We start from the raw sequence: 13,030 nt of genomic DNA, 5'->3' as shown, positions 1-13,030 counted from the left end.
GACTCCGGCGGTCGGAACCGGCAGAATCCTCGTTGCAATAACGTCCCGGATCGGCCCTATTGGGTGTAACGAGAACAAGACAACGGGGATATCGTGACCACCGCAACCGCGCCGGTGATCGAGATTCGCGGCCTGCACAAGGCCTATGGCAACCTTGAGGTGCTGAAAGGCGTCGATCTGGTTGCGCCGCGCGGGCATGTGGTGTCGCTGATCGGCTCGTCGGGGTCTGGCAAATCCACGCTGCTGCGCTGCTGCAACCTGCTGGAGGACAGCCAGCAAGGCGATGTGATCTTTGAAGGTGAACCTGTGCGCTGGCGGGGCGAGGGGCTGCACCGTCACCCGGCGGACAAGGCGCAGGTGCGCCGCATCCGCACCAACCTGTCGATGGTGTTCCAGCAGTTCAACCTGTGGTCCCATCTGACCATCTTGCAAAACGTGATGGAAGCGCCGCTGACCGTTCAGGGCCGTGACCGCGCTGAGGTCGAGAGCAAGGCCCGCCAATATCTGGCCAAGGTCGGGATCGCCGACAAGGCCGACGCCTGGCCCGCGCAGCTGTCGGGCGGCCAGCAGCAGCGCGCCGCCATTGCCCGCGCCCTGTGCATGGAGCCCCGCGCCATCCTGTTCGACGAGCCGACCAGCGCGCTGGACCCCGAGCTGGAGCAGGAAGTCGTCAAGGTCATCAAGGCCCTGGCCGACGAAGGGCGCACCATGCTGATCGTGACGCATGACATGAAGATGGCCGCCGATGTCAGCGACCATGTCATCTTCCTGCATCAGGGGCTGATCGAGGAACAGGGGGCACCGGCCGATCTGTTCGGCGCGCCGAAATCGGAACGGCTGCGGCAGTTCCTGTCCGCGACCATGGCGCATTGATTGCGCCAACCACACAAGACGTCACCAACCATAACAAACGTGAGGGGAACATGAAGAAACTTGCACTGACCCTGGGCGTGCTGGCGCTGAGTGCGACCGCCGCCCTGGCACAGACGGTGCGGATGGGCACCGAGGGCGCCTATCCGCCCTTCAACTTCATCAACGACAAGGGTCAGGTCGACGGGTTCGAGCGGGAACTGGGCGACGAGCTGTGCAAGCGCGCCAGCCTGACCTGCGAATGGGTGACGACGGATTGGGATTCGATCATCCCGAACCTGACCGCAGGCAACTACGACACGATCATCGCCGGCATGTCGATCACCGAGGAACGCGCCAAGGTGATCTCGTTCACCCAGAACTACACGCCCCCGGCGGCTTCGTCCTATGTGGCGCTGTCGAAGGATGCCGACCTGAAGGGCGTGATCGCGGCGCAGACCGGCACGATCCAGGCGGGCCATGTGGCCGAGACCGGCGCGACGCTGGTGGAATTTGCAACGCCGGATGAAACCATCGGCGCGGTCCGCAACGGCGAGGCCGATGCGGTCTTTGCCGACAAGGACTTCCTCAAGCCGTTCGTGGAGGAATCCGGCGGCGCGCTGATGTTCGTCGGCGAGGACGTTGCGCTGGGCGGCGGTGTGGGCATGGGCCTGCGCCAGTCCGACACCGAGCTGCGCGGCAAGTTCGATGCCGCCATCGGCACGATGAAGGCCGACGGCACGCTGAACGCCCTGATCGAGAAGTGGTTCGGCCCGGACTCGCCGAAGTTCTGATCCCCGGCAGGGGCGCCCGTGCGGCGCCCCTCCCTTACGGAAGTCCGCTCCGATGTTCGAAGTCTGCGCCGATCCCAAGTCGCTCGAAGGTGCCGCGTGGTTCGCGTGCTACCTGACCTCGGGCACGCATCTGTCCATGTATTGGTCGGTGCTGACGGTGCTGCTGCTGCTGGCGCTGGCGGCGCCGGCGGCGCTGGGCTTCGGCTTTGGCGGGGCGGTGATGGCGCGCTCGCATGTGCTGCCGGTGGCTTTGCTGGGCAAGGGCTATATCGCCATGGTGCGCGGTGTGCCCGATATTGTCTTCTTCCTGTTCGTGCCGATTGCGGTGGATCAGGGGCTGGAATATCTGATGCATGTCACGCTATGCCCCGACTGGACCGAGCCGGTGCGTCAGGGCAATGATTTCGTCGTCTGTCCGCAGGCCAAGGTGCCGCTGTCAAGCGCGCCCAAGGTCGCCCATGATGCCTATGCCTTTGTGCTGGCGCTGCTGGCCTTTGCGCTGGTGTTCGGGGCCTTTGCCGCCAACACGCTGAAGGGCGCCATGGATGCCGTGCCGCGTGCGCAGGTGGAAACCGCCGAGGCCTATGGCATGTCGCCCGCGCAGGCGTTTCGCCGGGTGATCTTGCCGCAGATGTGGGTCTATGCGCTGCCGGGCCTGTCGAACCTGTGGATGATCCTGATCAAGGCCACGCCGCTGCTGTTCCTGCTGGGCATCAAGGATATCGTCTACTGGGCGCGCGAGCTGGGCAGTTCCAAGACGCAGATCTATGCCTATCCGCATCCAGACTGGCGGGTGTGGTATTTCCTGGCGCTGCTGTGTTTCTACCTGCTGCTGACCTGGGGTAGCGAAAAGGTGCTGGGGCGGCTTCAGATGCGGCTGTCCGTCGGGCAGGCCACCGCCTCGGGCGAGGCGCTGCGCAAGGCGGGTGCAGCATGAGAACCTGTGCCGAATCCCTGACCGAATATGGCCTGCGCGCGCTGGGGCGCGATTTCGGGGCCACTCTGTTGCCCAAGGGCGCCGACATCACCCTGTGCGATCAGGTGGTGCTGATCGGCTCGGGGATGTTGTGGAACGTCTATTTCGCGCTGCTGGCGGTGGTGCTGGGCTTTGGCCTTGCAACGGCCATCGCGGTCGCCAAGGGCAGCGAGCACCCTTGGCTGTCGCGGCCGGCGCGGGCGTTCATCTTTGTCTTTCGCGGCTCGCCCTTGTTCATCCAGTTCTTCTTTGCCTACGAGTTCTTCCAGATCGTGCCAAAGGTCACGGGCACCCTGGCCCTTGGCCCGGTCGAACTGTCGGTGTCGACCGGCTGGCTGACGCGGGCCTGGCTGGGGGCGCTGATCGTGCTGTTCCTCAATACCTCGGCCTATACGGCGGAAATCTTTTATGGTGCGTTGCGGTCGGTGCCGCGCGGCGACATGGAGGCGGCGGATGCCTATGGCCTGTCGGGCTGGTCGCGGTTTCGCCGCATCACCTGGCCGACCATGCTGCGGCTGGCCTGGCCCAGCTATACGAACGAGGCGATCTTTCTGTTCCACGCCACGACGCTGGTGTTCTTTTCCGGCTTTCCGGCCTGGCAGCAATCGGGCGATGCGCTCTATTACGCCAGCTATTTCGCGACTCAGACCTTCAACCCCTTCGTCGCCTATCCGATCATTGCCGCCTATTTCATCCTGGCGACCCTTGTGATCACTGCGCTGTTCGGCGCGGTGAACCGGCGGCTCAACCGGCATCTGCCAAAGGAGGTGCGGCCGAAGCTCCGCATCCGGCCGCAGATCATTCGATGAAAGACCTGTCCAACTGGCTGCGCAAACATACCGATGTGCGCACCATCCGCGTTGCTGCGGCCGATCTGAACGGCCAGGCGCGCGGCAAGCGCATTCCGGCACGTTTCGCCGAAAACGTCATCAAGAACGGCACGCGTTTTCCGATGTCGGTGATGAACCTCGACATCTGGGGCGAGGATATCGACGATAGCCCGCTGGTGTTCGAACAGGGCGATGCCGATGGCATCCTGCGCCCGACCGAGCGCGGCTTCATGCCGATGCCCTGGCTCGAGGCGCCGACCGGCCTGTTGCCGATCTGGATGTTCCGCGAAAATGGCCAGCCCTATGATGGCGACCCGCGCCATGCCCTGCGTGCGGTGGTGGATCGCTACCGCACCCATGGCCTGACGCCGGTGGTGGCGATGGAGCTGGAATTCTTCCTGATCGACGATAGCGGCAAGACCTTGCAGGTGCCGCCCTCGCCGCGGTCGGGCAAGCGGCGCAAGGCGGCCGAAACGCTGAGCATCCGGGCGCTGGATGCGTTCGACGTGTTCTTCACCGATCTTTATGATGCCTGCGAGGCGATGGACATTCCCGCCGACACCGCGATCAGCGAGACGGGCCTTGGCCAGTTCGAGATCAACATGATGCATCAGGATGATGCCTTGCGGGCGGCCGATGATGCCTGGCTGTTCAAGATGCTGGTCAAGGGCCTTGCGCGGCGCCACGGTTTTGCGGCCAGCTTCATGGCCAAGCCCTATCCCGAATATTCCGGCAGCGGGCTGCACACGCACTTCAGCTTGCTGGACAGTGCCGGGCGCAATGTCTTTGACAATGGCGGACCCGAGGGCACGGCCATACTGCGCAGCGCCGTCGCCGGCTGCCTGGCCGGGATGCATGACAGTGCGCTGGTCTTTGCCCCCCATGCCAACAGCTATGAACGGCTGGTTCCCGATGCCCATGCCCCCACCGCGATCTGCTGGGGGTATGAAAACCGCACCGTGGCGATCCGGGTGCCCTCGGGCAGCCCCTCGGCGCGGCGGATCGAACACCGGGTCGCGGGGGGCGATGTGAACCCCTATCTGATGCTGGCCGCGATCCTGGGCTCCGCGCTGATCGGGATCGAGGACGGGATGGAGGCGCCGCCCCCGGTGACCGGAAATGCCTATGCGACTGAAGGCCTGTCGCAATTGCCCGCGACCTGGGCGGGCGCGATCGACGCCTTTGAACATTCCCCGATCATCGCCCGGATGTTTGCCCCCGAACTTGTGCGCAACTACATCCTGACCAAGCGGCAAGAGCTGCATTACATGGCCGAGCTGACGCCAGAAGAGCAGGTCGAGCTGTATCTGGATACCGTCTGACCCTGGGGGGCAGAGCCGTGCCCGGCTCTGCCCTACAGCCAGCGGCGCCAGCGGAAGAACAGATAGGCCCCGACGGCCGAGGCCAGCATCAGCCCCAGCGCGCCAGGATAGCCCCAGGCCCAATCAAGTTCCGGCATGATGCGAAAGTTCATCCCGTAGACCGAGGCCACCAGCGTCGGCGGCATGAAGATCACCGCGACGACCGAGACGGTCTTGGTCGTCTGGCTTTGGCCAATGTTGATGATCCCCAGCGTCACATCGCTGGCCATCTCGACCCGGGTTCCCAGAAAGTCGGCATGAACCGATAGCGCGGCGATGTCACGGCGCAGGGCCTTGATGGTGCCAAGGGATTTCTTGGGCAGGGGCTCGGGCGACTGTTCCAGAAAGCCAAGCGCACGTTCCAGCGTCAGAAGGCCCAGCCGAACCCGTCCGATGCGTTCATTCTCCATTCCCGTGCTGCGCAAAAGGTCGCGCAGCGGGCCGACATCGGTGCCCGGATCCTCGTGGAACACCCGGCGGCTGGCGGCGTCCAGCGTCTTGCCCACGGCCTCCAGCAGGTCGGCCTGCCGCCCGATGATTTCCTCGATCAGGCCAAGCAGGATGTCGCTGGCCTGGCCGCATCCGGGACCGACCTTTTCGGCGCGGGCGGGATAGGTCTCGAACGGGCGGGGATTGTGGTGGCGCACCGTCACCAGCCGGTTCTGCGCCAGGATGAAGGTGACCGGACCCGTGAGCTGTTCGCCATGCACGTCGGTTCCGGGCAGCACCACGGTCATGTAGTCGATGCCATTGTCACGATAGAGCCGGTTCGAGATCTCGATCTCTTCCATGTCGGCAAGGGTCGGCACCTCGATCCCCAGGGCCACGACCGCCTCGACCTGTGCCGGCATGGGCCGGTAAAGGTCGATCCACAGCGCATCGTCCAGGGCTGCGTCATGGGCAAGGCGTTCAAGGCGCGGGCCATCGGGGCGATAGGCGTAAAGCATCGGGGCACCGTTTCAAGGGTCTTGCCGGAACGATCCGGGGCCGGGGCCCAAAGGTCAAGTGGCGGATCGCCCGGCGCCTGTTCCGGCGATCAGCCGATCGACCCAGCCGCTGGTATCCAGGCCATTGGTCAGCGCCAGCCAGATGCCATCGGCCGCAAAGCGGATCTGTTGCAACTCGGCGCTGCCATCGGTGGCGGCGTGCCGGGCCTCTTGCCGGGCCATCCAGTCATACCAGTCGCGCCGCAGCACCGGATCGGCCCAAAGCGCGGCGATCAGCGTGGGCGAGGGGCCATCACTGGCGCCGTCCAGACAGGTGCGCACATAGGCGCGCGTAAAGCGACCATGGGCGATGGGATCGGCGGCCATGCAGGCCTCGACCGCAGTCTCGAACCCCTCGATCGCGGCGGCCTGCAAGGCGCGCACCAGCAAGTCCTTGCTGGGAAAGTGGTGCAAAAGGCCGCCCTTGGTGACGCCGGCCGCCTCGGCCACCGCCTGCACCGTCAGCGCCTGAACTCCGATCCGCGCAGCCAGCGCGCCGGCCTCGGCCAGGATGGCGGCCCGCACCAGTTCGGGCTGCTTGCGGCGGTGATGTGCCCCGCTCAATGCGCGGCGGCCTGCGAGAAGGCGTTCATGATGATGACGCCCGTCATGATGAAGCCGATGCCGACAATCGCCGCCAGATCCAGGCTTTGGCGAAACACGAACACGCTGATCAGCGCCGTCAGGATGATGCCGACCCCCGACCAGATCGCATAGGCCACGCCCAGCGGAATGTGCCGCAGCGCAAAGGACAGCGTGTAGAAGGCCAGCGCATACAGCAGCAGCGTCATGGCCGAGGGCAGCAACCGCGTGAACTGTTCCGATTTCAGCAGGAACGAAGACCCGGCGACTTCAAGAACGATGGCCACGCCAAGCGCGGCCCAGGATTGCAGGATGGACGGCATGATTCGACCTGTCAGAAAGATACCGACCATCTGGTCGGTTTCATCGCTTCGGTCAAGAGGGCACGCCGCGCTGACCACAGGGTCCGTTGCCGTGCAGGCAGATCAGGGCAGGGCAAAAGCAAAAGGCCCTGCAAAAGCAGGGCCTTTCGTTGGAACTGTCCGGTGCCTCAGCGGCCTTCGACCGCCACATAGTCGCGCTTCGGCGCGCCGACATACAGCTGACGCGGACGGCCGATCTTGCCCGCCGGATCCGAGATCATCTCTTTCCACTGGGCGATCCAGCCCACCGCACGCGACAGCGCAAAGATCGGGGTGAACATCGCGGTCGGGAAGCCCATCGCCTCGAGGATGATGCCCGAGTAGAAGTCGACGTTCGGATAGAGCTTCTTCTCGATGAAGTAGGGGTCTTCCAGCGCGATCCGCTCCAGCTCCTTGGCGACCTTGAGCGTTTCGTTGTCGTGGATGCCCAGCAGATCCAGCACCTCGTCGGCCGACTGCTTCATCACCTTGGCGCGCGGGTCAAAGTTCTTGTAGACGCGGTGGCCAAAGCCCATCAGGCGGAACGGATCGTTCTTGTCCTTGGCGCGGGCGATGAATTCCGGGATGCGATCCACGGTGCCGATCTCGCGCAGCATTTCCAGGCACGCCTGGTTGGCGCCGCCATGGGCCGGCCCCCACAGGCAGGCGATGCCGGCCGCGATGCAGGCGAACGGGTTGGCGCCCGACGAGCCGGCCAGACGCACAGTCGAGGTCGAGGCGTTCTGTTCATGGTCGGCATGGAGCATCATGATGCGGTCCATGGCCTTTTCGAGGATCGGGTTGACGACATATTCCTCGGCCGGGACCGAGAAGCACATGCGCAGGAAGTTGCCCGCATAGCTCAGGTCGTTCTTCGGATAGACGAAGGGCTGGCCGACCGAATACTTGTAGGCCATCGCCGCGATCGTCGGGATCTTGGCGATCATGCGGATCGCCGCGACCTCGCGCTGCCACGGATCGTTGATGTCGGTCGAATCGTGATAGAAGGCCGACATCGCGCCGACGACGCCCACCATGGTGGCCATCGGATGCGCATCGCGGCGGAAGCCGCGGAAGAAGTTGTGCATCTGTTCATGCACCATCGTGTGACGGGTCACACGATTTTCGAAGTCGATCATCTGCTCCTTGTTCGGCAGCTCTCCGTACAGCAGCAGGTAGCAGACCTCGAGGTGATGCGACTGTTCCGCCAGCTGTTCGATCGGGTAGCCGCGATAGAGCAGCTCGCCCTTGTCGCCATCAATATAGGTGATGGTGGATTCGCAGGCCGCGGTCGAGGTGAAGCCGGGGTCAAAGGTGAAGACGTCGGCCTGGCCATACAGCTTGCCGATGTCGAGGACATCGGGCCCGACCGTCGGCGCATACATCGGCAGGTCATAGCTCTTGTCGTCGATGGTCAGCTTGGCGGTCTTGATCGGTGTCGGCATTCTGGTCCCTCTTCTAGGTGCCGGGGCAACAGCCCCTGCGAAAGCTCATTCCCGCACGGAGGGGTCAGGCCGTTTCCGGCCAAACCGCAGCCTCCGCAAGCCGCGCCATCGTTTCTTCCCGGCCGATGACCAGCATCATATCGAAGACGCTGGGTGTGACGGTCCGACCAGCCAGCGCTGCACGCAGCGGCGCTGCAATCTTGCCCATTCCCAGCCCGTGAGCGGCAGCTGTTTCCGCTACCACAGCCTCGAGCGTCTCGCGCGACCAAGTAGCAGTTTGCAGGCGCGGCGTCAATTCCGACAGTATACCACGGGATACCGCATCCAGCGCGGCCAGCGCCTTCGGCTCTGGCGAAATCGGGCGCGAAACGGTCACAAATGCAGCCTTGTCAAGGAGTTCCGGGAAGGTCTTGGACCGTTCCTTCAGCGAGGGCATTGCGCGCAGCATGAGACCTGACTGTGCATCGCTCAACGGATCGCGTCCGGCGGCGCGCAGATATGCCTGCAATTCGTGCAGCAGCGCGGCGTCGTCCATGCTGGCGATGTGCTGGCCCGACAGATTCTCCAGCTTCTTGAAATCCAGCCGGGCCGGGGCGCGGCCGATTCCCGTCAGATCGAACCATTCGATGGCCTGGGCATCGGTGAAGAATTCGTCATCGCCATGCGCCCAGCCCAGACGGCACAGGTAATTGCGCATCGCCTGCGCCGGATAGCCCATTGCCGCGTAGTCGTGCAAACCCACCGCTCCATGCCGCTTTGACAGCTTCTTGCCATCCGGACCGTGAATAAGTGGTATATGCGCCCAGACCGGCACCTCCCAATCCATCGCGTCATAGACCATCTGCTGACGGAACGCGTTGTTGAGGTGATCGTCGCCGCGGATCACATGGGTGACGCCCATGTCATGGTCATCGACCACCACCGCCAGCATATAGACCGGCGTTCCGTCGGACCGCAGGACGATCATGTCGTCAAGGTTCTCGTTCTTGACCCGCACCTCGCCTTGAACCGCGTCCTGGATCACGGTCTCGCCATCGCGGGGGGCCTTCATGCGGATCACATAGGGGGCGTCGGGGTGGGTCGCCGGATCGGCATCGCGCCAGGGCGACAGGAACACCGGATAGCGGCCGGCGGCCTTTTCCGCCTCGCGGAAGGCGTTGATCTCCTCGGGGGTGGAAAAGCACTTGTAGGCCTTGCCGCGTGCCAGCATCTCATGCGCCACCTCGGCGTGACGGGGCGCGCGCTCGAACTGGCTGATCGCCTCGCCATCCCAGTCAAGGCCCAGCCATTCCATGCCTTGCAGGATTGCCGCCGTTGCCTCGGGCGTGGACCGTTCGCGGTCGGTATCCTCGATCCGCAGCAGGAACTTGCCGCCCCGGCCGCGGGCATAGAGCCAGTTGAACAGCGCGGTGCGCGCGCCGCCAATATGCAGATAGCCCGTGGGCGAGGGGGCGAAGCGGGTGACGACGGGGCGGTCGGAGGGGCCGGGCATGGGCGGGCCTTTCGGAATTAACCTTCGGGAAACCATTGTGGTCCAGGATCGACGCCTGTCTAGGCAATCGCGGGGGGCGCGGCAAGTGGGCCGGCTGGGCAACTGGCTGTTGGCGGAACGGGGGCGGCTGTTCCCGTGGGTGCCGGTCTGCATGGCGGTCGGCATAGGGATCTGGCTATCGTGGCCGGGCGAACCTTGGCTGGCCTATTGGGGCGCCTTTGGCCTCGCGCTGGCGGGGGCGCTGGTCTGGCTCTCGCCGCTGGCGGTCTGGCAACCGGCAGGGGCGGCCGTTCTGGCGGCCGCGATGGGGTTTTTGCTGGCCGGGGCGCGGTCTGATCTGGTGGCGGCGCCCGTGCTGGGGTTTCGCTATTATGGCCCGGTCGAGGGGCGGGTGATCGACATTGACCGCTCGCAATCGGATCAGCTGCGCCTGACGCTGGACCGGGTGGTGCTGGAACGGGTGCCGCCGGATCGCACGCCGGGGCGGGTGCGGGTGTCGCTGCATGGGGTGCAAGGGTTTTTCGATCCGCAGCCAGGGATGCGGCTGATGATGACCGCGCATCTTTCGCCGCCCGAAGGTGCCGTGGAACCTGGCGGCTTCGATTTTCAGCGCCTGGCCTGGTTTCGCGGGCTGGGGGCGGTGGGCTATACGCGCACGCCTGCCTTGGCGCAGTCGCCGCCCGGGCTGTGGGATGCGCAGGTTGCGCGGATGCGGATGTATCTGTCGGCGGCCTTGCAAGCCGCAATTCCCGGCGAGCCGGGCGCCTTTGCCGCCGCGATGATGACGGGCGATCGGTCCGGCATGGGGGCCGAGGCGGTGCAGGCGCTGCGCGATTCCAGCCTCTATCACCTTGTGTCGATTTCCGGGGTGCATATGGGGCTGCTGGCGGCCTTTGTCTTTGGGGCCTTGCGGGGCGGGCTTGCACTGATCCCGCCGCTGGCGCTGCGCATTCCGGCGCGCAAGGTGGCGGCGGTGGTCGCGCTGGCGGTGGCGGCGGTCTATCTGGTGCTGTCGGGGGGCGATGTGGCCACCACGCGCGCCTTTGTCATGGTCGCCCTGATGCTGGGGGCCGTGCTGCTGGATCGGCGGGCGATTTCGCTGCGATCGGTCGCCATGGCGGCGGTCGTGATCATGCTGGTTCAGCCCGAGGCAGTGGCAGAGCCGGGGTTCCAGATGTCCTTTGCCGCGACGGCCGCCCTGGTCTCGGGATTTGAGCTGTTCAACCGGCTGGCGCCGCCGGGGCGGTTGCCGGGCTGGCTGCGGCCGGTGGCCGTGCTGCTGTTGTCCTCGGTGCTGGCGGGCTTTGCCTCGGCGCCCTTTGCTGCGGTGCATTTCAACAGGTTCACCGATTACGGGCTGGTGGCCAACCTGCTGGCTTCGCCGCTGATGGGGGTGCTGGTGATGCCGGCGGCGGTGCTGTCGGCGGTGCTGGCGCCCTTGGGGCTGGCTGCGCCGGTACTGTGGCTGCTGGAACTGGGGACGGGCGCAATCCTGGCCATTGCCCGCATGGTGGCGGGGTGGGAGGGGGCGGTCACCATGATTGCCTCGCCCGCGCCCTGGGTTCTGCCGGTGATGGGTCTGGGGGGCGCCGCGCTGGTGTTGCTGCGCGGGCGCGCGCGAGCTGCGGGCCTGCTGCCGGTTCTGGCCGCGCTGCTGCTGTGGCACGGGGATCGGCCTGTGCTGCTGATCGCCTCGGATGGCGGCTTGGCCGGGCTGATGGGGCCAGAGGGGCGGGCGCTGTCCACCCCGCGCGGCAACGGGTTCGCGGCCCGCACCTGGCTGGAAAACGATGGCGATCCCGCCGGGCAAGAGGGGGCGGCTGCGCGGCCCGGCTTTTCCGGTGCCAAGGGGGATCGGCGATTCGCTCTGGCCGGGGTGCGCGGCGCGGTGCTGACCGGCAAGTCGGCACCGGACCGCCTGCCGGCCGTCTGCGCCGAGGTTGATCTGGTGGTGATCGCCGCCCGGCTGGCGCAGCCACCGCCCGCCGGTTGCCGGGTGATCGACCAGACCCGTCTGGCGCGCACCGGACCGCTGGCGATCCGGCCGAACGGCCAGGGCGGGCTGGTCATCCATGCGACCCGCCCCCTGTCGCCGCGCCGATGGTCCGGCATGGCGCCCGCGCCGGGGACCGCAGATATCGACTGGACAGCACCGATGCCGCAGGTTGCCGAGGCAAAGCCCCGCCCGCCCCTGGTGCAGGATCGCCAGCCTTCGGCCCCCGACAGTCGGCCCACGGGTCAAGCGCGGCCAAAGCAGGTCACTGTCGCGCGACCCGCTGGCGAAACGGCTCAGACCGCTCTGCGGTCAGCAGAAGCAAGCGCCCGCCGGTCAGGTGACACTTGCACAGCCTTGAGGTGTGGCGCGGTCAAAGACGGCCCGCCGAAGCCCGCTGTTCGGTCAAATCTTGCGCTGGCCGCCGCTAAAGATCAGGCCGAGCGCCGCATCACCCCGGCCAACTTTCGCTGATGGTATCGCCTGCCCCCCCCCGGGGGGCAGGGGCCGACCCTCGGGCCGTTCAACACAAGGCCAACACGCGGGGACAGCCCCCCATTGTGGTCGTGCACGCTGATCCCCGGAGGATACATCCGGACCGACGAACGCGCATCGGCCAGACCCGACCGTCGCGGCCGCCGGTTGCCACACCAGGATCAATAGGTGCGGATCAGGCCGACCAGACGCCCCTGCACCTTGACGGCGTGGTCAGGGTAGACGCGGGTTTCATAGGCCGGGTTTGCCGCCTCGAGCGCGATCATGCCGCCGCGGCGGCGGAAGCGTTTCAAGGTTGCCTCCTGATCCTCGACCAGAGCGACCACGATGTCGCCGTTCTCGGCCGTGGTTTGTTCGCGGATCACCACGACGTCGCCATCGTTGATCCCGGCCTCGATCATCGAATCCCCGCGCACTTCAAGCGCATAGTGCTGGCCATTGCCCGACAGCATCGAGCCGGGCACGGCGATGTGATGCGAGACATGGTTGATCGCCTCGATCGGGACACCGGCGGCGATGCGGCCCATGACCGGCAGTTCCATCGCATGGATCGCCTCGACCGGCAGGGCGCCGGGCGGGGGGGGCGGCGTTTCGGCCACGATCCGGGGGCGGAAGCCGGGCTTTTCCATTGCCTCGGGCAGCTTGACGATTTCGATGGCTCGGGCGCGGTGGGCCAGACGGCGAATGAAGCCACGTTCCTCAAGCGCCGTGATCAGCCGGTGAATGCCCGATTTGGATTTCAGATCCAGCGCATCCTTCATCTCGTCGAACGAGGGGGGGACGCCATCCGCCTCCATCCGCAGGCGAATGAAATCGAGCAGTTCCAGCTGTTTGCGTGTCAGCATCCCGGCGCCCCGCGACAAAAGGTTCCGCTATGTTCTGTCAC

General features: G+C 65.7%; 12 protein-coding genes. 6 read left to right on the top strand and 6 right to left on the bottom strand.

Features of this window, described 5'->3' with window-relative positions; genetic code table 11:
• Positions 1–93: 93 nt before the first annotated feature.
• From G481_RS0110430 to G481_RS0110410, 5 genes are read left to right on the top strand one after another with little or no spacing between them, the layout of a single operon-like run.
• On the top strand, positions 94–873 hold the full coding sequence (locus G481_RS0110430; protein ID WP_051294461.1) for an ABC transporter ATP-binding protein: 780 nt from the start codon (positions 94–96) through the stop codon (positions 871–873).
• A gap of 50 nt (positions 874–923) precedes the next feature.
• On the top strand, positions 924–1,643 hold the full coding sequence (locus G481_RS0110425; RefSeq protein WP_028029973.1) for a transporter substrate-binding domain-containing protein: 720 nt from the start codon (positions 924–926) through the stop codon (positions 1,641–1,643).
• A gap of 52 nt (positions 1,644–1,695) precedes the next feature.
• Complete coding sequence (locus tag G481_RS0110420) at positions 1,696–2,580, top strand: ABC transporter permease (protein WP_028029972.1); 885 nt, start codon at positions 1,696–1,698, stop codon at positions 2,578–2,580.
• Positions 2,577–3,428, top strand: a complete 852-nt coding sequence (locus G481_RS0110415) for an ABC transporter permease (protein ID WP_028029971.1) — start codon at positions 2,577–2,579, stop codon at positions 3,426–3,428. Before G481_RS0110420 ends, G481_RS0110415 begins: the two co-directional genes overlap by 4 nt.
• 5 nt (positions 3,429–3,433) lie before the next feature.
• Positions 3,434–4,771, top strand: a complete 1,338-nt coding sequence (locus G481_RS0110410) for a glutamine synthetase family protein (RefSeq protein WP_028029970.1) — start codon at positions 3,434–3,436, stop codon at positions 4,769–4,771.
• 32 nt (positions 4,772–4,803) lie between these two features.
• Here G481_RS0110410 and G481_RS0110405 read toward each other — a convergent pair whose 3' ends face one another.
• The 5 genes from G481_RS0110405 to gltX form a co-directional block, all read right to left on the bottom strand.
• Positions 4,804–5,757: a magnesium transporter CorA family protein gene (locus G481_RS0110405; protein WP_028029969.1), complete on the bottom strand. Its 954-nt coding sequence runs from the start codon at positions 5,755–5,757 to the stop codon at positions 4,804–4,806.
• Between the two features lie 54 nt (positions 5,758–5,811).
• Positions 5,812–6,360, bottom strand: coding sequence for a TetR/AcrR family transcriptional regulator (locus G481_RS0110400; protein ID WP_028029968.1), 549 nt, complete (start codon positions 6,358–6,360; stop codon positions 5,812–5,814).
• Entirely contained in the window at positions 6,357–6,701 is a 345-nt protein-coding gene (locus tag G481_RS0110395) for a DMT family transporter (protein ID WP_028029967.1), read from the bottom strand. Before G481_RS0110395 ends, G481_RS0110400 begins: the two co-directional genes overlap by 4 nt.
• A 167-nt stretch (positions 6,702–6,868) precedes the next feature.
• Positions 6,869–8,164, bottom strand: coding sequence for a citrate synthase (gene gltA / locus G481_RS0110390; protein WP_028029966.1), 1,296 nt, complete (start codon positions 8,162–8,164; stop codon positions 6,869–6,871).
• Positions 8,165–8,228: 64 nt separating this feature from the next.
• On the bottom strand, positions 8,229–9,656 hold the full coding sequence (gltX, locus tag G481_RS0110385; protein ID WP_028029965.1) for a glutamate--tRNA ligase: 1,428 nt from the start codon (positions 9,654–9,656) through the stop codon (positions 8,229–8,231).
• Between the two features lie 85 nt (positions 9,657–9,741).
• Between gltX and G481_RS23520 the strand changes: the two genes are divergently transcribed.
• A complete protein-coding gene (locus G481_RS23520; RefSeq protein WP_245594954.1) occupies positions 9,742–12,123 on the top strand; it encodes a ComEC/Rec2 family competence protein in 2,382 nt (793 codons plus the stop codon).
• Positions 12,124–12,305: 182 nt separating this feature from the next.
• Here the strand turns inward: G481_RS23520 and lexA are convergent, their stop codons facing one another.
• A complete protein-coding gene (lexA, locus tag G481_RS0110375; protein ID WP_028029964.1) occupies positions 12,306–12,989 on the bottom strand; it encodes a transcriptional repressor LexA in 684 nt (227 codons plus the stop codon).
• Positions 12,990–13,030: the final 41 nt, after the last annotated feature.

Origin of the sequence: Gemmobacter nectariphilus DSM 15620, from assembly GCF_000429765.1 — a bacterium.
Lineage (GTDB): Bacteria > Pseudomonadota > Alphaproteobacteria > Rhodobacterales > Rhodobacteraceae > Wagnerdoeblera > Wagnerdoeblera nectariphila.
The sequence above is the reverse complement of the archived record's forward strand: the minus strand, read 5'-3'. Positions and strand labels throughout refer to the sequence as shown.

Coding starts and splice junctions, on each gene's coding strand:
- G481_RS0110425 (WP_028029973.1), top strand. CDS start 924: ATGAAGAAACTTGCACTGACCCTGGGCGTGCTGGCGCTGAGTGCGACC.
- G481_RS0110420 (WP_028029972.1), top strand. CDS start 1,696: ATGTTCGAAGTCTGCGCCGATCCCAAGTCGCTCGAAGGTGCCGCGTGG.
- lexA (WP_028029964.1), bottom strand. CDS start 12,989: ATGCTGACACGCAAACAGCTGGAACTGCTCGATTTCATTCGCCTGCGG.
- gltA (WP_028029966.1), bottom strand. CDS start 8,164: ATGCCGACACCGATCAAGACCGCCAAGCTGACCATCGACGACAAGAGC.
- G481_RS0110395 (WP_028029967.1), bottom strand. CDS start 6,701: ATGCCGTCCATCCTGCAATCCTGGGCCGCGCTTGGCGTGGCCATCGTT.
- G481_RS0110415 (WP_028029971.1), top strand. CDS start 2,577: ATGAGAACCTGTGCCGAATCCCTGACCGAATATGGCCTGCGCGCGCTG.
- G481_RS0110405 (WP_028029969.1), bottom strand. CDS start 5,757: ATGCTTTACGCCTATCGCCCCGATGGCCCGCGCCTTGAACGCCTTGCC.
- gltX (WP_028029965.1), bottom strand. CDS start 9,656: ATGCCCGGCCCCTCCGACCGCCCCGTCGTCACCCGCTTCGCCCCCTCG.